General features: G+C 63.4%; 26 protein-coding genes. 11 read left to right on the top strand and 15 right to left on the bottom strand.

Annotated elements, in window-relative coordinates:
- Positions 1-8 precede the first annotated feature (8 nt).
- The 5 genes from KMZ68_RS04015 (at position 9) to KMZ68_RS03995 (ending at position 5,256) form a co-directional block, all read left to right on the top strand.
- On the top strand, positions 9-1,988 hold the full coding sequence (locus tag KMZ68_RS04015) for a sodium:solute symporter family protein (RefSeq protein WP_215614602.1): 1,980 nt from the start codon (positions 9-11) through the stop codon (positions 1,986-1,988).
- A gap of 173 nt (positions 1,989-2,161) precedes the next feature.
- Complete coding sequence (locus KMZ68_RS04010; protein ID WP_215614601.1) at positions 2,162-2,482, top strand: hypothetical protein; 321 nt, start codon at positions 2,162-2,164, stop codon at positions 2,480-2,482.
- A complete protein-coding gene (locus KMZ68_RS04005) occupies positions 2,479-2,802 on the top strand; it encodes a hypothetical protein (RefSeq protein ID WP_215614600.1) in 324 nt (107 codons plus the stop codon). Before KMZ68_RS04010 ends, KMZ68_RS04005 begins: the two co-directional genes overlap by 4 nt.
- Before the next feature lie 74 nt (positions 2,803-2,876).
- Positions 2,877-3,245 carry a hypothetical protein gene (locus tag KMZ68_RS04000; protein WP_215614599.1) on the top strand — a complete coding sequence of 123 codons (369 nt, stop codon included), beginning with the start codon at positions 2,877-2,879 and terminating at the stop codon, positions 3,243-3,245.
- 349 nt (positions 3,246-3,594) lie between these two features.
- Positions 3,595-5,256 (top strand): MFS transporter, encoded by a 1,662-nt coding sequence (locus KMZ68_RS03995; RefSeq protein ID WP_215614598.1) that lies wholly within the window; start codon positions 3,595-3,597, stop codon positions 5,254-5,256.
- A 91-nt stretch (positions 5,257-5,347) separates the two neighbouring features.
- Here the strand turns inward: KMZ68_RS03995 and KMZ68_RS03990 are convergent, their stop codons facing one another.
- The 3 genes from KMZ68_RS03990 to KMZ68_RS03980 all read right to left on the bottom strand — a co-directional run bounded on the left by KMZ68_RS03990 (position 5,348) and on the right by KMZ68_RS03980 (position 7,226).
- The gene (locus tag KMZ68_RS03990; protein ID WP_215614597.1) at positions 5,348-5,818 is read right to left on the bottom strand and encodes a secondary thiamine-phosphate synthase enzyme YjbQ; all 471 of its coding nucleotides are present in this window, start codon (positions 5,816-5,818) and stop codon (positions 5,348-5,350) included.
- A 175-nt stretch (positions 5,819-5,993) separates the two neighbouring features.
- Positions 5,994-6,551, bottom strand: a complete 558-nt coding sequence (locus KMZ68_RS03985) for a hypothetical protein (RefSeq protein WP_215614596.1) — start codon at positions 6,549-6,551, stop codon at positions 5,994-5,996.
- 51 nt (positions 6,552-6,602) lie between these two features.
- The gene (locus tag KMZ68_RS03980; RefSeq protein ID WP_215614595.1) at positions 6,603-7,226 is read right to left on the bottom strand and encodes a 2-hydroxychromene-2-carboxylate isomerase; all 624 of its coding nucleotides are present in this window, start codon (positions 7,224-7,226) and stop codon (positions 6,603-6,605) included.
- Between the two features lie 275 nt (positions 7,227-7,501).
- On the opposite strand from KMZ68_RS03980, the gene KMZ68_RS03975 reads away from it, so the two are divergent.
- The 5 genes from KMZ68_RS03975 to KMZ68_RS03955 all read left to right on the top strand — a co-directional run bounded on the left by KMZ68_RS03975 (position 7,502) and on the right by KMZ68_RS03955 (position 10,082).
- The gene (locus KMZ68_RS03975) at positions 7,502-7,879 is read left to right on the top strand and encodes an AtpZ/AtpI family protein (protein ID WP_215614594.1); all 378 of its coding nucleotides are present in this window, start codon (positions 7,502-7,504) and stop codon (positions 7,877-7,879) included.
- A gap of 75 nt (positions 7,880-7,954) precedes the next feature.
- Complete coding sequence (locus KMZ68_RS03970; RefSeq protein WP_215614593.1) at positions 7,955-8,701, top strand: F0F1 ATP synthase subunit A; 747 nt, start codon at positions 7,955-7,957, stop codon at positions 8,699-8,701.
- A gap of 39 nt (positions 8,702-8,740) precedes the next feature.
- On the top strand, positions 8,741-8,968 hold the full coding sequence (locus KMZ68_RS03965; protein ID WP_009796340.1) for a F0F1 ATP synthase subunit C: 228 nt from the start codon (positions 8,741-8,743) through the stop codon (positions 8,966-8,968).
- 65 nt (positions 8,969-9,033) lie between these two features.
- Positions 9,034-9,591, top strand: coding sequence for a F0F1 ATP synthase subunit B family protein (locus KMZ68_RS03960; RefSeq protein WP_215614592.1), 558 nt, complete (start codon positions 9,034-9,036; stop codon positions 9,589-9,591).
- Positions 9,591-10,082, top strand: a complete 492-nt coding sequence (locus KMZ68_RS03955) for a F0F1 ATP synthase subunit B family protein (protein WP_215614591.1) — start codon at positions 9,591-9,593, stop codon at positions 10,080-10,082. Before KMZ68_RS03960 ends, KMZ68_RS03955 begins: the two co-directional genes overlap by 1 nt.
- A 93-nt stretch (positions 10,083-10,175) precedes the next feature.
- Here KMZ68_RS03955 and KMZ68_RS03950 read toward each other — a convergent pair whose 3' ends face one another.
- From KMZ68_RS03950 to coxB, 12 genes are all read right to left on the bottom strand, one after another.
- Positions 10,176-10,844, bottom strand: coding sequence for a hypothetical protein (locus KMZ68_RS03950; protein ID WP_249779515.1), 669 nt, complete (start codon positions 10,842-10,844; stop codon positions 10,176-10,178).
- A gap of 202 nt (positions 10,845-11,046) precedes the next feature.
- On the bottom strand, positions 11,047-11,634 hold the full coding sequence (locus KMZ68_RS03945; RefSeq protein WP_215614590.1) for a GNAT family N-acetyltransferase: 588 nt from the start codon (positions 11,632-11,634) through the stop codon (positions 11,047-11,049).
- A 54-nt stretch (positions 11,635-11,688) separates the two neighbouring features.
- Positions 11,689-12,978, bottom strand: a complete 1,290-nt coding sequence (locus tag KMZ68_RS03940) for a M16 family metallopeptidase (RefSeq protein WP_215614589.1) — start codon at positions 12,976-12,978, stop codon at positions 11,689-11,691.
- A complete protein-coding gene (gene thrC / locus KMZ68_RS03935) occupies positions 12,975-14,393 on the bottom strand; it encodes a threonine synthase (RefSeq protein ID WP_215614588.1) in 1,419 nt (472 codons plus the stop codon). The genes KMZ68_RS03940 and thrC overlap by 4 nt, the downstream gene beginning before the upstream one ends.
- A gap of 137 nt (positions 14,394-14,530) precedes the next feature.
- The gene (locus KMZ68_RS03930) at positions 14,531-15,298 is read right to left on the bottom strand and encodes an SURF1 family protein (RefSeq protein WP_215614587.1); all 768 of its coding nucleotides are present in this window, start codon (positions 15,296-15,298) and stop codon (positions 14,531-14,533) included.
- Positions 15,295-15,684, bottom strand: a complete 390-nt coding sequence (locus KMZ68_RS03925) for a DUF983 domain-containing protein (RefSeq protein ID WP_215614586.1) — start codon at positions 15,682-15,684, stop codon at positions 15,295-15,297. The genes KMZ68_RS03930 and KMZ68_RS03925 overlap by 4 nt, the downstream gene beginning before the upstream one ends.
- A 76-nt stretch (positions 15,685-15,760) precedes the next feature.
- Positions 15,761-16,618 (bottom strand): cytochrome c oxidase subunit 3, encoded by an 858-nt coding sequence (locus tag KMZ68_RS03920; RefSeq protein WP_215614585.1) that lies wholly within the window; start codon positions 16,616-16,618, stop codon positions 15,761-15,763.
- Positions 16,619-16,711: 93 nt separating this feature from the next.
- Positions 16,712-17,368, bottom strand: a complete 657-nt coding sequence (locus KMZ68_RS03915) for a cytochrome c oxidase assembly protein (protein WP_215614584.1) — start codon at positions 17,366-17,368, stop codon at positions 16,712-16,714.
- A 5-nt stretch (positions 17,369-17,373) separates the two neighbouring features.
- Entirely contained in the window at positions 17,374-17,538 is a 165-nt protein-coding gene (locus tag KMZ68_RS03910) for a CoxF protein (RefSeq protein ID WP_215614583.1), read from the bottom strand.
- An 18-nt stretch (positions 17,539-17,556) separates the two neighbouring features.
- Positions 17,557-18,495 carry a heme o synthase gene (locus KMZ68_RS03905; RefSeq protein ID WP_215614582.1) on the bottom strand — a complete coding sequence of 313 codons (939 nt, stop codon included), beginning with the start codon at positions 18,493-18,495 and terminating at the stop codon, positions 17,557-17,559.
- Between the two features lie 57 nt (positions 18,496-18,552).
- Positions 18,553-20,184 carry a cytochrome c oxidase subunit I gene (gene ctaD, locus KMZ68_RS03900; RefSeq protein ID WP_215614581.1) on the bottom strand — a complete coding sequence of 544 codons (1,632 nt, stop codon included), beginning with the start codon at positions 20,182-20,184 and terminating at the stop codon, positions 18,553-18,555.
- 83 nt (positions 20,185-20,267) lie between these two features.
- The gene (gene coxB / locus KMZ68_RS03895; RefSeq protein WP_215614580.1) at positions 20,268-21,107 is read right to left on the bottom strand and encodes a cytochrome c oxidase subunit II; all 840 of its coding nucleotides are present in this window, start codon (positions 21,105-21,107) and stop codon (positions 20,268-20,270) included.
- Between the two features lie 441 nt (positions 21,108-21,548).
- Between coxB and KMZ68_RS03890 the strand changes: the two genes are divergently transcribed.
- Positions 21,549-22,109 (top strand): invasion associated locus B family protein, encoded by a 561-nt coding sequence (locus KMZ68_RS03890; protein ID WP_215614579.1) that lies wholly within the window; start codon positions 21,549-21,551, stop codon positions 22,107-22,109.
- Positions 22,110-22,111 lie beyond the last annotated feature (2 nt).

Below are 22,111 nucleotides of genomic sequence, written 5' to 3'. Positions count from 1 at the left end.
AAGAAACCATGGCTACACAAAGCTCTGCCAGCAGCTCGGACTTCATCAAGAATCTGGGCAAGATGTACGGTACCTATACCGGCGGCTTCATCGGGTTCATCCTCCTGCTTGCCGTCATGGAGCAGATGGGTGTTCCGAACAAGATCCTCGGCTACCTCTTCGTGTTCTTCACGCTCGCGGTCTATGCCATCATCGGCGTAATGACGCGAACCGCTGAAGTCTCGGAGTATTACGTCGCCGGACGGCGCGTCCCGGCTTTCTACAACGGCATGGCGACGGGCGCCGACTGGATGTCGGCGGCGTCCTTTGTCGGCATGGCCGGCACCCTGTTCCTGCTCGGCTACGACGGCATCGCCTGGGTGCTCGGATGGACCGGCGGCTTCGTTCTGGTGTCGATCCTGATCGGGCCGTACCTGCGCAAGTTCGGCGCCTACACCGTGCCTGACTTCCTGTCGTTCCGCTACGGCGGAAACTTCGCGCGCGCGCTCGGCGTCATCGTGCTGGTCGCCTGTTCCTTCACCTATGTGACGGCGCAGATCTACGGCACCGGCATTATCGCCTCGCGATTCCTCGGGATGCAGTTCGAGGTCGCGGTGTTTGCGGGCCTGGTCGGCATTCTGCTCTGCGCGATGCTGGGCGGCATGCGGGCGGTGACCTGGACGCAGATCGCGCAGTACGTCGTGCTGATCATCGCCTATCTGACCCCGATCGTTATCCTTTCCACCAAGAAGTACGGATTTCCGATTCCGGAACTCACTTATGGACAGGCGATTGCCGATATCACGGCACGGGAACAGCAGATGCTGGCGACCGGGCTTGCGACCGTGGCAGGCCTCAAGCCGCACATCTCGCCGTTCATCAACTACAGCCCGCTGAACTTCTTTGCGATCATCATGTGCATGATGGTCGGCACCGCTTCGTTGCCGCATATCCTGATGCGTTACTTCACGACACCGTCGGTGCGTGAGGCTCGTCAGTCGGTGGCGTGGTCGCTGTTGTTCATCTTCCTCTTGTACTTCTCGGCGCCGGCCTACGCGGCGTTCTCGAAGCTGGAGGTCTACACCAACATCATCGGGGCCAATGTCAGCGCGCTCAAACCGTGGATCTTCAATTGGGGCGAACTCGGCCTGATCCAGATCTGCGGCAAGAACGCCGGCAGCATCGATGCCATCGTCGCGGCCTGCAAGGCGATCGCCGGTCATCCCGGTGTCGTCAGGCTGCAGGACTTCGTGATCAACACCGACGTGATCGTGCTCTCCACCCCGGAGATCGCGGGACTTCCATATGTGATCTCGGGTCTGGTCGCCGCCGGCGGTCTCGCCGCCGCGCTGTCCACCGCTGACGGGCTGCTGCTCGCCATCGCCAACGCGCTGTCGCACGACGTCTACTACAAGATGATCGACCCCAACGCCCCGACCATGCGCCGGCTCACCGTGGCGCGCGGTCTTCTGGTCGTCGTTGCCGTGATCGCAGCCGCGACTGCCGCAACCAAACCCGGCGATATCCTGGCCATGGTCGGCTGGGCGTTTTCGCTGGCGATGGCCGGCAACTTCCCGGCGCTCGTGATGGGCGTCTGGTGGAAGCGCACGACGGCGACAGGCGCGGTCTGCGGCATCATTGCCGGCTTCGGACTCTGCCTGTTCTACCTCGTGACATCCCGCTACTTCCCGGGCGCCGGTGTGAAGTATTTCGGCATGACCTCGCTGCTCAACCCGCTGACGGGAGCGCCGCTGGCCGATGTCGCCAAGGCCATGACGTTGCCCAACGCCATGGAGAGCTTCCCGACACTGGCGCATCCGCTGGCCAACAAGGTCGGCTGGTTCGACCTCAACAATATCGCTTGCGGATTGTTGGGAACTCCGTTGGGCTTTGCTGTCATCTACATCGTCAGCAAGCTGGGCAAGGAGCCTTCGAAGGAGATGCAGGCCTACGTCGACGATATCCGCAAGCCGCGGGGCAGGACGGTGCTCGAAGAAAAGACCACTTAAGAGCACTGCGACACATCTCGGCAAACGGGGCCTTTCGGGGCCCCGTTTTCTTTTCCACGACCTCGCGTCCGCCCTTGCCGGGCAAGTCGCCGCTTGCCATTGTTGGGCGCGATCGTGATCTCGTCACGCGTCCCGGTTCGCCGATTGCCGAAGCCCGACAGGAGAATCGAACTTTGGACTTTGCAACGTCGCTGGCTCCCTATTGGTACTTCCACCTGCCGAATTTCATTCTGGCGGCGTTGATGTACACGATGCTCGGGCGCGTCCTGCTCGGCCTGATGGTCGACGCTGACTCGCCGAATTACATCTGGCGTTTCTTTTGCCGGGTCACCGATCCCGTCATCGCGCTGATCGCGATTGCAACGCCGAAGGCGGCTCCTCCGGTGGTGGTTTGGCTGTTCGGATTCGTCTGGCTGTTCTGGCTGCGCGTCGCGCTCCACTACACGTTGCTGTTGTTGAACCTCGCCCCCCGGCTCGGCGGAGCGGCATCATGAATCGCAATTTCTATTTCATCGGGATTGCGTTCTTCGGAATGATCAATGGCATATTCAACCAGCTCTGGCTGATCTTCGCGCTGTTGTACGTCCAGATACTCGCCGGACCGCTGCTGTTTGGAAGCCTGTCGCTGACGCTGATGCTCGCCTCGTTGATGGTCTCGACCGCCACTGTGATTCTGGGCGGAATTCCGGCGGCCATCTACGAGCGGGTCACCGGTGCTTCGGAATCAAACAACGTATCGCTCTGGATCTGGCTTGCCGGAACCGCGATTCTGACGTTGCCCGCCGCCGGCAATTTTCTCAAGATCGGCCTCTAGCCGGACAGCCCGAGGTTGAGGGCGCGGGGCCTTGGCGCTACGCTGGGCCTCCCGAACGACGGAGCTGGCGGCTCATGGAAGAGATGCGCCGTATTGCCTATGAAACGGTGCTGCGCGCGTGCGGATTTGCGTCGCTGGCGATCTTCTGCGTCATGATCGGCCTGTCCTTCCTTCCGCGCTCCGCCTTTCAGGCCGGAGGCTTCCTGAGCATGGCGATGACGCTGGTTCTGGTGCTGAAGGCCCATGAAGCCCGGACCAAGGATCACCGCCGCACCGAGATGTGGCTCTATCTTCCCAAGGAAAACCGTCCGCCCCAGGCATTCGCGCAGAAGATGATCTCAACGGTCATGCGCGAGACCTATTTGCTGTTCGCGCGCTGGACCGCCCTCATCTCGATTGTGATGTGGTCCATTGCGCTTTTCTTCTCCGCCATTGGACTTTAGTTCGAGACTGCGCCGGCAGCCGGCGGGATTCCCGCATGCAGCAAGGCCCCAACTTTCGTTTAATGGATTTGATCAATGCGGCGGTGGGTAGAGGCTCTTTCAAAGGCCCCGGCTTCGAACGCGAAGGTCGTTTTTTCCCGATAAAATCGGCACTACTCACCGATTGAGCAAGTGAGACCATGCGAGCGTGCAGTCGCGCCGGACAAGGCGATCGCACGCGCAACGAAGCGATGCCAGCCGAAAGTACTATTGGGGCATGCTCCCCCAACATGTAGGAGGCTCTTAACTACGCGTCGATCTGACGCAACGCACATGTGCGTGATTCAATAAAAACAGGGAGCGATCTGAAATGTCCACAATGGCTGTGACTTCCGCGAAGTCCGCGGGAATGACGAAGGACGAACGTTTCGTCATCCTTGCGTCATCGCTTGGTACCGTTTTCGAATGGTACGATTTCTATCTCTACGGATCGCTCGCCGGTATCATCGGCGCGCAGTTCTTCTCGGCCTATCCGCCGGCAACCCGCGACATCTTCGCGCTGCTCGCCTTCGCCGCCGGCTTCCTGGTGCGCCCGTTCGGCGCCATCGTGTTCGGCCGCGTCGGCGACATCGTCGGACGCAAATACACCTTCCTCGTCACCATCCTGATCATGGGTCTGTCGACCTTCATCGTCGGCCTGCTGCCCAACGCGGCAACGATCGGCTTTGCGGCGCCGGTCATCCTGATCGCGCTGCGCCTGGCGCAGGGCCTCGCGCTCGGCGGCGAGTACGGCGGAGCCGCCACCTACGTGGCCGAGCATTCGCCGCACGGCAAGCGCGGCTACTACACCTCGTTCATTCAGACCACGGCCACGCTCGGCCTGTTCCTGTCGCTGCTGGTGATCCTGTTTACCCGCACGACAATCGGCGAAGCCGAATTCGCCGCCTGGGGCTGGCGTATTCCGTTCCTGGTGTCGATCCTCCTGCTCGGGGTCTCGGTCTGGATCCGGTTGCGCCTCAACGAATCGCCGATCTTCCAGAAGATGAAGGACGAAGGTAAGGGCTCCAAGGCCCCGCTGACGGAAGCCTTCGCCAACTGGAGCAACGCCAAGATCGTTATCCTGGCGCTGATCGGCGGCACCATGGGTCAGGGCGTGGTCTGGTACACCGGCCAGTTCTACGCGCTGTTCTTCCTGCAATCGATCCTGAAGGTCGACGGCTACACCGCCAACCTGTTGATCGCGTGGTCGCTGGTGTTCGGCACCGGGTTCTTCATCGTGTTCGGCTGGCTGTCGGACAAGATCGGCCGCAAGCCGATCATCCTTGCCGGCTGCCTGATCGCGGCGCTGACCTTCTTCCCGATCTTCCGGATGATCTCTTCCAACGCCAACCCGGCGCTGGAAAAGGCGATCGAGGCGACCAAGGTGGAAGTCGTCGCCGACAAGGCAGGCTGCGGCGATCTGTTCAACCCGGTCGGCACCCGCGTGTTCACCGCTCCTTGCGACACCGCCCGCGCCTTCCTGGCCCAGTCGTCGGTCAAGTATTCGACCACCTATGGCCCCGCAGGCTCGGGTGTGAAGATCACGGTCAATGGCAAGGAAGTGCCCTACACCGACGCAAAGACCAGCAATCCGCAGGTACTGGCGGCGGTGCAGGCCGCGGGCTATCCGAAGGCGGGGGCGACGGGCGTCGTGAAGATGTCGAACCCGTTCGACATCTTCCGTCCGCAGGTTGCGGCGATTATCGGACTGCTGTTCATCCTGGTGGTCTACGTCACCATGGTGTACGGGCCGATCGCGGCGTTGCTGGTCGAACTGTTCCCGACCAAGATCCGCTACACCTCGATGTCGCTGCCCTATCACATCGGCAACGGCTGGTTCGGCGGACTCTTGCCCGCGACCTCGTTCGCGATCGTGGCCTCGACCGGCGATATCTATGCGGGCCTGTGGTATCCGATCATCTTCGCATCGATCACCGCGGTCGTCGGCTTCTTCCTGATGCCGGAAACCAAGGACGTCGATATCACCAGGTAGCCTGAACTCGTCCGGCGGCAGCAGCCGCAGGACGCACGCAACAAGCCGGCCGCGGATCGCTCCGCGGCCGGTTTTGTTTTGGAGCATGGATCTAGATAGCGCCCACAAACTGCAGCACGACCTCGCGGCGGTGCGGATCGCTGCGATGCTCGATCAGGTAGATCGCCTGCCAGGTTCCCAGCGCCAGCCGGCCCTTGAGGACTGGAACATGCAGCGAGGTCGCCGTCAGCATGGTCTTGATATGCGCCGGCATGTCGTCGGGGCCTTCGGTGTCGTGGGTCCATCCGGCGTGCTCGGGCGCGAGCCGGTCAAGCACCGTCGTCAAATCATCCAGCACCGACGGATCGGCATTTTCCTGGATCGTCAGCGACGCCGAGGTATGGCGGATGAACAGCATCACCGCGCCTTCTTTCGCATCGACCTCGCTGACGAATTTTTTCACCTCGGCGGTGAGATCGACGAAGCCGGGTCCCGAGGTTTGAACCGTCAGCAGCGATGAGACGATGGTGGTGGCGCTGACGGTGGATGGCGCGGAACGGGACAGCGATTTGGGTTGGGACATACGGCCTCAAATCCGGGAAAAGTCCTCATCCTGGGGAGGCGCAAAGCGCCGTCTCGAAGGATGAGTTCGGGGTACCAGTAACCGTAGAGGCTCATAGTTCGAGACGCGCCAACGGGTCCGCGCGAAGCGCGGCCCGATGATAAACTCCGCCGCGCTCCTCACCATGAGGCTTTATTCAAATCTTGCCGCTGACGTCTTTCTGCACCCGGTTGGCCATCTCGATCAGCCGCTTCCACGCCCGCTCGAGAAATGAAAACACGCGATCCATGTCGCGGTCGCTCGGCAGCGGAATCTCGATCTTGCGCTCGCCCTCGGCCACCTTCGGCTCGGGCTTCTTCAGCGAATCCGACTTGGGCAAGGTTTCCCTGGGCAACGTTTCCTTGGGCAAGGCTTCCTCGATCTTGCCGCTGACGGCAGGCTCGCGCGCCGCCAGCTCCGCCTTCAGCCTTTCATTGTCGGCCTGCAGTCGGCCGATTTCGGCGTCGAGCGCCGTGCGTTCGTCAGGCACGGCGTAGCAGGCCCAGCCCGCACCGCCATTGGTGCAGGTCGAAACGGCGCCGGTCCGGGTATCGAGCCTGAGCACGCCGTCGGCGACCGGCGACAGCGCATAGCGGCCGTTCTCGGTGTCCGGCATCGATTGCGTGAACCCGGCGCCAGTGCCGCCGATGGAAACAACCAGCGCCGCGGCCATAATTGCTGTGGAGAATTTCGAGGGCGATGTCGCTGTGCTCATGGGTCGCTCCGCCTCAAACCGATAGGCCGTCCCGGTCCCTGCGCTTCAAGCCTACACCTGCGACCTATAGGGCGCGCGGCCTGATTTCAACGCGTCGGCGAGCAATTCGATCCGGTCCTGTCCCCAGAACACCTCGCCGTCGAGCACATAGACCGGCGATCCGAACACATCAGCGGCCAGCGCATCCTGGCGGTTCCGCTCATAGGCCGCGCTGATCTCGTCGGATCCGGAACGCTCGACCAGTTGCTTGCCGGGAAGCCCCGATTCGTCCGCCAGCCTGACCAGGGTCGCAGGGTCGGTCAGATTGAGCTGGTCTTCCCACACCGCCGCGAAAGCCCGCCGCATGAACGGCTCGGGGTCGAGGCCGGCCTCGATCGCCGCGATCACCACGCCGTCGGCCAGCCGCGCATTGAATGGCCAGTTGGCCGGCTGCAGATGGAAATTCAACCCGCGCTTGTCGCGCCAGCGCTGCAACTCCACCATCCGGTAGCGCTGCCGCACCGGATGACGCTTCATCAGTGGCAGTCCGCCGGTCTCCGAGAACAGGTCGACCAGCACCACCGGCTTGTAATTTATCTTGAGATTGTAGGCACTTGCGACCTCAAGGAACGCCTTGTGCCCAATATAGGCCCACGGCGACTGGAACGAGAAATAATAGTCGACCTGACGCGGCATGCGGGCTCCGGAAGGGATAGGGGATATCGGTTGCCCATCCCAACAGACCCGCCCTTGGCGTGCAAGTTGGGTCGTCGCACAAAGCGTGCTGCTGCACTGCGATGGCGGCATGGCGCCGCATTCCCGCGCCGTGGAATAAACTCAAATAAATCAACGCACTAACTGGTTACGACGCAATCTTGACTTGATCAGACGCGGTAAGTATGGTCCGCGCGGCTTTTGAGGGTGACGGGGCGTTATTTCCATCCACCACAGCATCGTTTGAGCTCCACAGCATGGCTGAAGGCACGAACGACAAGGGAAATGGAAGTCGCGAGAAATCGTCCGACGAAGCCGCGCTTTCCGCAAGGCTCGGAAGTCTGGATCAGCGGTTGTCCGAAATTCGGGACGGCCGCAAAATCGGGACTGGCCAGTCCGGAAACGAGCAGGACGCGGCTCAGGCCAAGGCATCTGCCATGGCCATGGGGCTTCGCCTCTCCTCCGAACTGGTTGCGGGCGTTCTTGTTGGAGCGGGTCTCGGCTGGGGTTTCGATCGCTTGCTGTCGACTTCGCCCTGGGGCCTCATCGTATTCTTGCTGCTCGGCTTCACCGCCGGCGTGATCAATGTGATGCGGACGGCGGGCGTGATGGCGAAGCAGTCTGACCGGCTCTGACGCGGGCATTCGAAGCGCAACTGAACGTTGGACACGATCCGCGAGAGATCGCGAAACCGATAGACCGAGAGACGAATGGCCGCCGATCCAATTCATCAGTTCCAGATCACCAAGCTCTTCACCATCGGTCACATTGGCGGGCAGGAAATCGCGTTCACCAATTCATCGGCCTACATGTTTCTTTCGGTGGCGGTGATCTCGGTGCTCATGCTGGGCGCCGGCCGGCAGCTGGTCCCGGGCCGTTTCCAGTCGATGGCCGAAATCAGCTACGAATTCGTGGCAAACACCATCCGAAGCACCGCCGGCTCGGAAGGCATGAAATTCTTCCCGCTGGTATTCTCGCTGTTCATGTTCATCGCGGTCTCGAACCTGATCGGGATCATTCCCTACACCTTCACGGTTTCAAGCCACCTCATCGTCACCGTCGCGCTGGCACTGCTGGTGTTCTTCATCGTGCTGTTTTACGGCCTCTACAAGAATGGCCTGAAATTCTTCAAGCTGTTCGTGCCGTCGGGTGTTCCGATCTACATCCTGCCGCTGGTCGTGTTCATCGAGGTGATATCGTTCTTCCTGAAGCCGGTTTCGCATTCGGTTCGGCTTTTCGCCAACATGCTGGCAGGTCACATCGCGCTGAAAGTGTTCGCGAGCTTCGTCGGCATGCTCGGCGCCCTGGGAGTTCTCGGATGGGCCGGCGCCATATTGCCGCTCGGGCTGACCATCGCGCTGACCGCGCTCGAGCTGCTGGTCGCGTTCCTGCAGGCCTACGTCTTCACCATCCTCACCTGCATCTATCTCAACGATGCTATCCATCCGGGCCACTGATCCGGCCTCACTACCAAACCTCAAGAAGGAGTTCGTTTCATGGATCCGATTGCCGCGAAGTACATTGGCGCTGGTATTGCCTGCATTGGCATGGGTGGCGCAGGCGCAGGCGTGGGCATCATCTTCGGCAACTATCTCGCCGCTGCGGTGCGCAACCCCTCCGCCGCTCAGGGCCAGTTCGGCAACCTGATTTTCGGCTTCGCCGTGACCGAAGCGCTCGGCATCTTCTCGCTGCTGATCGCGCTGTTGCTGCTGTTCGCACTCTGATCCATCACCGATCTGGCCGGTGAGGTCCGTGACCCGGACCTCGATCGGCCGAACAGGAGAAGCCCGTGGCTGAGAGTCATGGCAACGCCAAGGGCGCGACGGCCCATACCGCGGCAGATGGCGGCCACAAGGCCCCGTTTCCGCCGTTCCAGAAGGACACCTTTGCTTCGCAACTGGTTTCGCTGCTGGTCGCGTTCGTCGCGCTTTACCTGATCGTCTCGCGTATCGCCCTGCCGCGCGTCGGCAAGACGATCGACGACCGTCAGAACGCGATCGAGGGCGATCTGGCGGCGGCCCAGAAGTTGAAGGACGAGTCCGACAACGCCCTGAAGGCCTATGAAAGCGAGCTGGCCGCGGCCCGTTCGCGCGCACAGGCGATCAGCGCCGAGACCCGCGAGAAGCTGAACGCGGCATCGGAAGCCGAGCGCAAGTCGCTGGAAGACAAGCTCTCGGTCAAGCTCGCCGAGGCCGAAAAGACCATCGCCTCGACGCGCGCGGCCGCGATGGGCAACGTCCGCGGCATTGCCGCCGACGCTGCCGCCGCGATCGTGCAGCGGCTCACCGGCGTGCTGCCCGACGGCAAGACCGTCGGCTCGGCCGTAGACGCGTCGTTGAAGGGATAATGTCCATGTTCGCCGAACCGGAAACCTGGGTCGCCATTGCCTTCATCATCCTGATGGCGTTGTTCGCCTATTTGGGCATTCACCGCACGGTGCTGAAGTCGCTCGATCATCGCGGCGAGCGCATCAAGGCCGAACTCGACGACGCCCGCCGGCTCAAGGACGAGGCCGCCAAACTGCTGGCGGAATACAAGGCCCGCCACGCCAAGGCGGAAGGCGAGGCGCAGGAGATCATCGCTTCCGCCAAGGCCGAGGCCGAGCGCATCGCTGCCGAGGCCAAGACCAAGATGGAAGATTTCGTCGCCCGACGCACCAAGACCGCCGAGAGCAAGATCGCGCTCGCCGAAGCCCAGGCGCTCGCTGATGTGCGTGCCGCGGCGGCCAACGCGGCGGTGACCGCGGCTTCCACCATCCTGTCGCAGTCGGTCAAGGGCCAGGTCGCCGACGATCTCCTGGCCAAGGGCATCGCCGAAGTCAAAGCCAAGCTGAACTGACGGGTTTCAATCGCAGCAAAAAGCCGGCGCGAGATGATCGCGCCGGCTTTTTTGTTTCGTCATTGTCTTCCTGTCATCGCCCGCCACCCGGGCCTACTTCTTCTTCGCCCGCGGCTTCGGCTCGGGCTTCAGCGCCTGCGGATCGAAGCCGATATAGAAGACGTAGGTGTCGCCGACTGCGCCCGATGGCGCCGGATAGACCATATCCTCGGCCACCAGAGTGAACGGCACGCTGCCGTCCTCGGACATCGACACCGAGGTCCGGTAGGCCTTGGTGGCGATCGTCCTTTCCTGCACGCCGGACTGCACCACCGCCACACGCAGCGGGATTTCGACGCTGGCAGGCGCCCCGGCCGGACCGGCGATGACGCGGCCCTGAATGCCGATCCGTGCCGTGATCTCGCCGCTGTTATAACTGCAATCGCGCGCGGTACGGGTGATGGTCGCCTGGAAGCGCAGGTCGTTGCCGACCGGCTGCTTGCCCGGCATGCCTACCTGATAGGTGGAAGCGCCGGCGCGAATGCTGACCGGGGGACAGAAGAGATCGCTCGGGACTTCATCCGCTTTCGGCGGGGCTCCCTCGGCGGGGGCCTCCTCCGACTTGCCGCCGAACAGGCTCTTGAAGCGATCGGTCAGCGACTGCGACGATGCCGGCGAGGCGAGCATGTTGCTGCCCATCGAGAATGATATCGCAGCCACGATCGCGATCCGGCGAGACCTTCCTGGCCGCGCGGCCGTCATGATCACAGGTTTATCCTCCATGCGACGTCCCCTGGCATATTCCGTGTTCTGACCTTCGTCCCCGAGCCTCGGTCCTGACCGGATCAGAACCGCGGCTCTGGTTTCTGTTTCTGACGCGTCTTCCTGACGCGAACCGGCAGCCACTTCGCTCGTAAACGCCCCGCCTTATAGCAGGGCAATGGCGGCGAACCAAAGGCGCCCAAGAGGCGCCTGAACCGGGGGGTCAGCCGCGAAAATCCTCATGCAGCAGGCCGAACAGAAGGTGGTCCTGCCAGACACCGTTGATGCAGAGATAGCGCCGCGCCAGGCCTTCGCGGGTGAAGCCGCATTTCTCCAGCACCCGGATCGACGGCGCATTGGAGGGGATGCAGGCGGCCTCGATGCGGTGCAGATTGAGTTCTCCGAACAGCGACGGCAGCAGCACCCGCAGCGCCGCCGTCATGTAGCCGCGACGGGCATGGGGTTCTCCGACCCAGTAGCCGATGGTGCCAGCCTGCACGATGCCGCGCCGCACATTCGCCAGCGTCACGCCGCCGATCATGGCGCCGTCGGACTCCCGGAACACGATAAAGGGATAGGAACGGTCGGCCGCAATGTCTTCGGCATAGCGGCGCAACCTTCGCCGGAAGCCGGAGCGGGTCAGATCGTCGGACGGCCAGATCGGCTCCCACGGCGTCAGGTAGGCCCGGCTCGATTCGCGCAGTTGCGCCCATTGCGGGAAATCGGACATTTGCGGCGCCCGGAGCAACAGGCCATGGCCGCGCGGGGCAAGCGCGGGCGGTCCGCTGGATGGCAAACGAAACAGGGCCATGCCTCAAAACCCCCCCTGCCCGAACCCCGACGCCGCAAGCGTCAAAACAACGGGCTAATGCAGCAGCGCCTTGGCCTTCGACCGGGTCAATCCTTCCGCAAAACCCACCGCCGTGTCCAGACCCCTGCCGCTGCCGAGTGCGACCACCGCCGGCCGGCTGCGCGACAGCAGGGCGCGGGCGGCGTTTCGCGTCGATTCCATGCTGACCGCGTCGATCCGGGCCACCAGCTCCTCCACCGTCAGCGGGCGGCCATAGGCCAGAACGTGGCGAGCCAGCTGCTCGGCGCGAGAAGAGCAGCTTTCCAGCGCCATCAACAGCCCCGCCTTCATCTGCGCCTTGGCGCGCGCGATCTCGGCTTCGGTCAGCGTCTCGACGGCATCGTTGATCACGTCGACGATCACTTCCATCATCTCGGGCGCATCGCCCGGGTCGGTGCCGGTATAGAGCCCGAAGAAGCCGGTGTCGGCGTAGGGCGCATGGAAGGTGTAGATCGAATAGCACAGCCCGCGCTTTTCGCGCACTTCCTGGAACAGCCGCGACGACATCCCGCCGCCCAGCGTGTTGGTGAACACCTGCAGCGAGAACAGCGACAGATCGGTCTGCGGCACCCCCTCGAGCGCCAGCGTCAGATGCGCCTGCTCGAGGTCACGATGCACCACGCGGGAGCCACCCTTGCCGAACATCGCGGCTTGCGGCTTGGGCGCAGCCGGGCCTTCGAAGCTGGCGAAGCGCTGCGTCACTTCCTCCACCACCCGCCTGTGATCGACCGCGCCGGCGGCCGCCACCACCATGTCCGGCGCGCGATAATGCGTCGACAGGTAGCCGCGCAGCGTATCGCGATTGAAACCCTTCAGGGTCTTGGCCGTTCCCAGTAGCGAGCGGCCCATCGGCTGATCCGGGAAACACAGCTCGTTGAGGTGTTCGAACACCACGTCGTCGGGCGTATCCTGCGCGGCGCCAATCTCCTGCACGATGACGCTCTTCTCGCGCTCGAGTTCATCCGGCACGAAAGACGGATTGGCGAGAATGTCGGAGAGCACGTCCAGCGCCAGCGGCACGTCGGCTTTCATCACCCGGGCGTAATAGGCCGTGGTCTCGGTCGAGGTGCCGGCGTTGAGATCGCCGCCGACCGCCTCGATTTCCTCGACGATTTCCCGCGAGCTGCGCCGGGTGGTGCCCTTGAAAGCCATGTGTTCCAGCAGATGCGAAATGCCGTGCTCGTTCGGCTTTTCGTCGCGCCCGCCGACCCCGGCCCATACCCCGAGCGCGGCGGTTTCCAGATGCGGCATGGTGTCGGTAATCACCGTGAGGCCGGAGGGAAGCTTGGTGACGTCGACGCTCATCCGGCAACTCCTTGCTTCGCGGCACGGCTGACCGACAGCACGAACCGCTCGACCTCGACCTGATCGTTCTTCATGACCGTGATGTGCTCGGGCCTGGTCATCAAACCCTCGAGCCAGGCCGGCAGTTCCGGCCGGACGCCGCAGGCCGCTTCCACCGCGTCGGGGAACTTCGCCGCGTGCGCGGTCGACAGCACGATGTTGGGAATCTTCGAATCCGGGGTGTCGCGATCAGCCACCGCCAGCGCCACCGCGGTATGCGGATCGACGAGATCGCCGGCCTCGCGCCAGGCGGCGCGGATCGCGGCCGCGGTTTCGGTTTCGTCGGCGCGGCCGGCGTCGAATTCCTCGCGGATCGCCGCCAGGGTCGCATCGGGCAGTACGAAACGTCCGGACTGCTTCAGCGACGCCATCAGCCGGCGCACGCTGGCTGCGTCGCGGCCGCTTGCCTCGAACAGCAAACGCTCGAAATTCGAGGAGACCTGGATGTCCATCGACGGCGAGGCCGACGCATGGACCTCGCGCACTTCATAGATGCCAGTCTTGAGCGTACGCGGCAGGATATCGTTGATGTTGGCGGCGATGCGCAGCCAGCGGACGGGCAAGCCCATCCGCTTGGCGACGTAGCCGGCGAAGATGTCGCCGAAATTCCCGGTCGGCACCGTGAAATCCACCGTCCGCGCCGGCGACCCGAGCGCGACCGCCGAGGTGAAATAATAGACCACCTGCGCGACGATCCGCGCCCAGTTGATGGAGTTGACACCCGACAGCGCGACCGAATCGCGAAAGCTGTGATGATTGAACAGCCCCTTCACGATCGCCTGGCAATCGTCGAAGGTGCCTTCGATCGCCAGCGCATGGACGTTGGACGCAGCCGTCGTCGTCATCATCCGCCGCTGCACGTCGGAGATGCGGCCGTGCGGAAACAGCACGACCAGATCGACATTTTCGAGGCCGGCGAAGGCGTCGACCGCGGCGCCGCCGGTATCGCCGGAGGTCGCGACCACGATGGTGGTACGCTGGGCGCGCTTGGCCAGCACATGATCCATCAGCCGCGATATCAGCTGCATCGCCACGTCCTTGAACGCGAGCGTCGGCCCGTGAAACAACTCCAGCAGGAATTGATTGGGACCGATCTGGTCGAGCGGCACCACCGCGGGATGGCGGAACGTGGCGTAGGCCTCGTTCGCCATCCGCCCGAGATCGGCATCGGAAATTTCGCCGCCGACAAAGGGGCGGATCACCTCGACCGCGACTTCCCAATAGGGCCGGCCGAACAAGGCGGCGATGGTTTCCGGCGAAAGCTGCGGCCATGTTTCGGGCACGTAGAGGCCGCCGTCGCGGGCGAGCCCGGTCAGCATCACATCGCAGAAACCTAGCGTGGGGGCTTCCCCTCGCGTCGAAATGTACCGCGTCAAACCACCCTCCAAAAGCCCGACCCTGCGCCAAGCCTTTGATTTTAATTGATAATTTATATCGCCTGCGGCGAAATCGAGCGGCACCATAAAGCGTTTTCAGCTCAAGTGGAAACCGCTTCTTTCCGTCGCGGACCGCTCTAGGTCCGCCGTTGCGCGCGCAGCCACGCGGCGAATGCGAACGCCACCGCGCCCGCCAGTCCGAACCAGGTGATGGCATACTGCAGGTGGTCGTCCTTGAGATGGACCGTGAGCGGGCCGGGTTTCGGGATGCCGCTCTCCGGCACCGGCGCTTCCAGGTCGATGTAGAAGGGTGCGATCGGCCTGCCGCCCTCAGTCCAGCCGAGCGAATGCGCCATGGCCAGATGATCCCGGGTGAACCACAGCCGCTTGGCGGGATTCTCCGGCGGCGTCAGCGCGCCCGCGGTTTCCGGAAAACGGAGGTAGCCGGTCAGCGTGACCGGCGCGCCCGTGACCAGCCGCGTCACCGCGCGATCCTGCTGGGCGCGGTCCTGCATCGTGTTCTGCACGAAGCCGGTATTGATCGCGACGGTCTCGCCGGTCTGCAGGCTCGCGGGCAGGAAAGCCCAGGTGCCGGGTCCGGTGACGTCGTCGCGCACCGCCGAGCCGGAACTGTAGACCATCGCATCCGGACGGGACTGATAGGTTGCCGGGAAACGGACGCGGCGGAATTCGTCGCGCTCCGGCGTCAGCGCGCTCCATTGCGAAGGCTGCGGCAGCGCCGCAGGTGCGGCAGCCAGACGTTCGGTCAGGGCCGCGATCAAGGCGTGCTTCTCGGCCCGGCGCTGCAGCTGCCACAGCCCGAGGCCGACCAGCAGCGCCACCACCGCGAGCGTGAAGATACCCAGGCCGGCGACATTGCGCCGGGGCGCCGTCATCCCGGTCATTTCGGCTCGCGGTCGATCAGCCGGCCCGGCGCCGCCTTGTGATGAAACTGCAGCGCGATCAGCAGCGATTTCATCGCGCGCAGCGGCAGCAGCGTGGTCGCGAGAATCAACGGCAGCCAAAGCACGGCGTGCAACCAGAACGGCGGCTGGTATTTCACTTCCACGATCAAGGCGCAGCCGACGACGATGGCGCCGGCAATCATGATGATGAAAATCGCCGGCCCGTCGCCGGCGTCGATGAAGGCATAGTTGAGCCCGCAGGCCTCGCAGTTCGGCCGCAGGTTGAGGAACCCGGCATACAGTTTGCCCTTGCCGCAGCGCGGACATTTGCAGGCAAGGCCGCGCATCGCGCTCTGCGCCAGCGTGGGCAAAGTCTCATCGGGCATGGGTCTGGTCTTTCGTCATTCGGATAGCAAAAGGGCGGCCCTGCGGCCGCCCTCCTTGTAGCATATCGGTGAGCGATCAGTGCGCGGCGTGGGCCATGGCTTCCGCGCCGCCGCCCCAGACATAGATGCAGATGAACAGGAACAACCACACCACGTCGACGAAATGCCAGTACCATGCGGCGAATTCGAAGCCGAGATGCTGCTTCGGCGTGAAATGCCCGGCATAGGCGCGGATCAGGCAGACGATCAGGAAGATGGTGCCGACCAGCACGTGGAAGCCGTGGAAGCCGGTCGCCATGAAGAAGGTCGCGCCGTAGATGTTGCCGGCGAACGAGAACGCGGCATGGCCATATTCATAAGCCTGCACGCAGGTGAAGGCCGCGCCGAGCAAGATCGTCAGGATCAGGCCGTATTTCAGGCCCTGGCGGTCGTTCTCCAAGAGCGCGTGATGCGCCCAAGTGACCGTGGTGCCGGAGGTCAGCAGGATCAGCGTATTCAACAGCGGCAGGTGCCAGGGATCGAAGGTCTCGATGCCCTTGGGCGGCCACACGCCGCCGAACAGCGCCTCGCGGGTGGCGTGAACGGGATCGCCGGGGAACAGCGCCGAGTTGAAGAAGGCCCAGAACCAGGCGACGAAGAACATCACTTCGGAAGCGATGAACAGGATCATGCCGTAGCGATGGCTGATCTGCACCACGCGGGTGTGATCGCCCTTGTACTGGGCTTCGCGGATCACATCCGCCCACCAGCTCACCATGGTGTAGAGCACGCCGATGGTGCCGACGCCGAAGACGATCGGGGCGGCCGCGAACATATGATGCATCCAGGTGACCGCGCCGACGGCCATGATGAAGGCCGATACCGAGCCGACGACCGGCCACGGGCTCGGATCGACGAGGTGGTAGTCGTGGTGCTTGACGTGCGCCGTAGCCATTGCGGTCTCTCCGTTAGCGGTGCCGTGCCATTCGGCACGTATTCGTCTCAAAAATCAAATCCCGGGATCCTCATTGCTGGGGGACCCCGGCGATCAGAGGTTGCCCTTGCGTTTGTCCAGTTCGCTCGCCGCCAGCGGCTTCGGCGTCGGTTCACGCACGGGGTAGAAGGTGTAGGACAGAGTGATGGTGCCCAGCCCGTCGTTCTCGCTGTCCGCGGCAAGCGCCGGATCGACGTAGAACACCACCGGCATCTCGCGCTTCTCGCCCGGAGCCATGGTCTGATCGGTAAAGCAGAAACAGTTGAGCTTCTGGAAATACGACCCGACCGTCAGCGGCGCCACATTATAGGCAGCCTGCCCGGTTGTTGTCCGCGCCGATTGATTGGTCACTTTATAGAACACCGTGACGACTTCGCCGATCCTGACCTCGATCTCGGTCTGCTCCGGCTCGAACTTCCACGGCAGCCCGGGCCCGACATTGGCGTCGAAGCGCACCGCGATCTTGCGCGTCAGCGGCGCGCCCGCCGGCGCCGAGGTCGCGACCTGGGTGGTGCCGTTGAAGCCGGTGGTGCGGCAGAACCAGTTGTAGAACGGCACCGCGGCGTAGGACGCACCGACCATCAGCACCACGACCAGACCGCAGACCGCAGCCACTGCCGCGTCGCGCCCAAGGCCGCGTAGCGCGGCCCGGCGCGGATTCGCCCTGTGGCTCGTGGTCTGCGCCTGCGGCATTGTCGGTTTGGTCTCCATGTCGATTACGCCGGCCGTACTAGAACGCCGGTCCCCTTGACCATGGTGACCGCGAAGAACAGCACGACGAGGACGCCGAGCGCCAGCGCGATGGCGATCGAACGTTGACGGCGGCTTTTCTGCTGCGCCTCGGTGAGGACGATTCCGTCCGGCTTTTGTTGGTCATCCATCGCCTCGCCATGCGCCCCCTACCAGATCGATGGCGCGACGGCATGGGCGACAACCTCGAGCAGCAAGGTCGCGAACAGCGCGAACAGATAAAAAATCGAGAACGCGAAAAGCTTTCGGGTGGCGCGCAGCGCCCGGCTTCCGGTGCGGTGCCGGTAGACATTGAGCGCGAGCGCCAGCATGCCGGCGCCGAGCACCAGCGAGGTCACGCCATAGACCGCGTCGAAATAACCGAGCGGCCACGGCGCGACCGCGACCGCGACCAGCACGATGGTGTAAAGCAGGATCTGCAGCCGGGTCGCGTCGGGCCCGGCGACCACGGGCAGCATCGGGATGCCGGCGCGGGCATAGTCGTCGCTGCGGAACAGCGCCAAGGCCCAGAAATGCGGCGGGGTCCAGAAGAAGATGATCAGGAACAGCAGCACCGGCTCCATCGACAGCGAGCCGGTCGCCGCCGCCCACGCCACGACGGGCGGCAGCGCGCCGGCGGCGCCGCCGATCACGATGTTCTGCGCGGTCCAGCGCTTCAGCGCCATGGTGTAGATCACGACGTAGAAGAAGATCGTGAACGCCAGCAACGCCCCGGCGAGCCAGTTGACCAGGATGCCGAGCGTCATCACCGAGAAGAACGCCAGCGTCATGCCGAACGCCGTCGCCTCAGCCGGCGTGACGCGCCCGCGCGGGATCGGCCGGTTGGCGGTGCGCGACATCTTGGCGTCGATGTCAGCCTCATAGGCCATGTTCAGCGCGCCGGAGGCGCCAGCGCCGACCGCGATGCAAAGGATCGAGGTGAAAGCCAGCACCGGATGCACATGGCCGGGCGCGATCATCAGGCCGACCAGCGCGGTGAAGATCACCAGCGACATCACCCGCGGCTTCAGCAGCGCGATGTAGTCGGCGACATCGGCCTCCGAAATCCGAGGCGATAGTTCGATGGCGTTGTGATCGACAACCGACAAGACTGGTCTCGCTTCCCTGACAGACGCGGCGCGATCGACGCGCCGCGCTTTCCCACATTACTGCACGCGCGGCAGCGTTTCGAACTGATGGAACGGCGGCGGCGACGGCAGCGTCCATTCCAGCGTGGTGGCGCCGACGCCCCACGGATTGGCCGCAGCCCTTTCCTTACGCTTGAACGCCAGGATCACGCCGTAGATGAAGATCAGCACACCGAAGCCGGAGATGAAGGAGCCGACCGAGGACACCAGATTCCAGCCGGCGAAGGCGTCGGGATAATCGACGTAGCGGCGCGGCATGCCGGAAAGACCGAGGAAGTGCTGCGGGAAGAACACTAGGTTGACGCCGACGAAAGTGACCCAGAAGTGCAGCTTGCCGATGGCCTCCGAATACATGTAGCCGAACATTTTCGGGAACCAGTAGTACCAGGCGGCGAAGATGCCGAAGGTCGCGCCCAGCGACATCGTGTAGTGGAAATGCGCCACCACATAATAGGTGTCCTGCAGCACGCGATCGACGCCGGCGTTCGACAGCACGACGCCGGTGACGCCGCCGACCGTAAACAGGAAGATGAAGCCGATCGCCCACAGCATCGGCGTCCTGAACTCGATCGAGCCGCCCCACATCGTGGCGATCCACGAGAATATCTTCACGCCGGTCGGCACCGCGATCACCATGGTGGCGGCGACGAAATAGGCCTGCGTCGCCGAGGACATGCCGACGGTGTACATGTGGTGCGCCCACACCACGAAGCCGATGCCGCCGATTGCGACCATGGCATAGGCCATGCCGAGATAGCCGAACACCGGCTTCTTCGAGAAGGTCGAGACGATCTGGCTGATCACGCCGAAGCCCGGCAGGATCAGGATGTAGACTTCGGGATGGCCGAAGAACCAGAACAGATGCTGGAACAGCACCGGGTCGCCGCCGCCTTCGGCTGAGAAGAAGGTGGTGCCGAAATTGCGGTCGGTGAGCAGCATGGTGATGGCGCCGGCGAGCACCGGCAGCGACAGCAGCAGCAGGAACACCGTCACCAGGATCGACCACACGAACAGCGGCATCTTGTGCAGGGTCATGCCCGGCGCGCGCATGTTGAAGATGGTGGTGATGAAATTGATCGCGCCGAGGATCGACGAAGCGCCGGCCAGATGCAGCGACAGAATCGCGAAATCCACCGCCGGTCCCGGATGGCCCGAGGTCGACAGCGGCGCGTAGACGGTCCAGCCCGCGCCGACGCCATTGGCGCCCGGCTCACCCTCGACGAAGGTGGAGATCACGAGCAGCGCGAGCGAGGCCGGCAGCAGCCAGAACGAGATGTTGTTCATGCGCGGGAAGGCCATGTCCGGCGCGCCGATCATCAGCGGCACCATCCAGTTGCCGAACCCGCCGATGAACGCCGGCATGATCATGAAAAACACCATGATCAGGCCGTGAGCGGTGACGAACACGTTGAAGGTGTGGCTCTCATGGAAGATCTGGACGCCGGGATACATGAGCTCGATGCGCATCATGATCGACATCAACCCGCCGATCACGCCCGCGACGATCGCGAACACCAGGTACATCGTGCCGATGTCCTTGTGGTTGGTCGAATAGACGAAGCGCCGCCATCCGGTCGGATGGTCGTGCGCGTGATCGTCATGCGCGTGTCCCTGGGCGTGATCGTGATGAGCCGGTGTTGCTGTTGCCATTTTCAAATCCTGCCTTGCAGTCCTTTGCGGACCTCGCGGTCCCGTCGCCCTTGTCCCGTTAGCGGAGTCTGAAGCCCGGAAGCCTACTGCGCCGCCGCGCCCACTGAGGCGAACGAATTCGCCGGGTTGGTCGCAAACTTCTTCTTCGCGGTCTCAACCCAGGCCGCGAATTCCTGATCGCTCACCACCCGCACCGCGATCGGCATGAAGGCGTGATCCTTGCCGCATAGCTCCGAGCACTGGCCGTAGAACATGCCGACCTTGGTGGCCTTGAACCATGTCTCGTTGAGACGGCCGGGGATCGAGTCAATCTTGATGCCGAAGGCCGGCACCGCGAAGGCGTGGATGACGTCGGCGCCCGTGGTCTGGATCCGGATCACCTTGTTCACCGGCACCACCATCTCGTTGTCGACGCCGAGCAGCCGGGGCTTCTTGTCCTGGGCCAGCAGCGAATCGAATTCGAACTTGCCGTTATCGGGATAGGCGTAGCTCCAGTACCACTGCTTGCCGGTGACCTTGACGGTCAAATCGGCCTTCGGAATATCGAGCTGCTGGAACAACAGCCGGAACGACGGCACCGCGATGCCGACCAGGATCAGCACCGGAATCAGCGTCCACGCCACTTCGATCAGGGTGTTGTGGGTGGTCCGCGAGGGGACCGGATTGGCCTTGGCGTTGAACTTCACGACGACGATGATCAGCAGCGCCAGAACGAACAGCGTGATGATGGTGATGAGCCAGAACAGAAAGTTATGGAACCACGTGATATTGTCCATCACCGGGGTCGCCGATTCCTGCAGCGTGACTTCCCACGGCGCGGGCTGACCCAATTCGGCGAATGCCGCCCCGCCGGCCGCCAGCGCAACGCCTGCCACCGCTAATCCCAGCAACCGCCGGCCAATCTGGCCCTTCGACATCTTCATGCCGCTCGCGCTCCCTTGATAAATCCCCAAAGCATTCCGCCGGATGGCGGGAAATGCTGCACGATCCGCCCCCTGACAAACGGCCTTGGAAGGTACTTTAGAAGCACCGGGGCCAGATCGCTAGAACGCGTCGAAATCCAGCCTCTCAAACCATAATTCTCAGCCTCTCGCAATGCAGTTGCGAGGCATCACCAGCGATTCTGACGGCGTCGCATTTTCCCGTGAAATCAGGCCAAAGTCCCATTTTTGCACCCCGACGGCGCTTGACAGCCGGATTGCCCGATGTAGGCACAGACGGGATGCTCCACAGAAACCTGATTCGCTGGCCTCGGAGCGGCCTGTCCGGCGCGGAGGCCTCGAAGATCGCCTTCAAGGCGCCGTCATTGCCGTATCAGTCCATGGCTCGGACCGAGCCTTAAGGGAAACAAGGGATTGACCCGGATGGGGCTTTCGAAACACAGGGCGAGAAGCGCGGCAAGCTTCGGCAATATATTTCCGGCCGCCTTCAGCGGGCTGCGCGCCGCAGGCCTCGCCGCCGCAGTTCTGCTCGGCCTGACTGCAGCCGCCGGCGCGCAAGGCGCGGTGCGCTCGGTCCATGGCGACTGGCAGATCCGCTGCGACACCCCGCCGGGCGCGCAAGGCGAGCAATGCGCCCTGATCCAGAGCGTGGTGGCGGAAGACCGCTCCAATGCCGGCCTCACCGTGATCGTGCTGAAGACCGCCGACCAGAAGAGCAAGCTGATGCGGGTGGTGGCGCCGCTCGGCGTGCTGTTGCCCTCCGGCCTCGGCCTGAAACTCGACAATGTCGATGTCGGCCGCGCCGGGTTTGTCCGCTGCCTGCCCAACGGCTGCGTCGCCGAAGTGGTGATGGACGACAAGCTGCTCGGCCAGCTCCGCACCGCCAAGACCGCGACCTTCATTATCTTCGAGACCCCGGAAGAGGGGATCGGTTTCCCGCTCAGCTTGAACGGGATCGGCGAGGGCTACGACAAGTTGCCGTGAGG

The organism is Bradyrhizobium sediminis (assembly GCF_018736105.1).
GTDB lineage: Bacteria > Pseudomonadota > Alphaproteobacteria > Rhizobiales > Xanthobacteraceae > Bradyrhizobium.
This window is presented reverse-complemented; position numbering and strand designations above follow the sequence as displayed.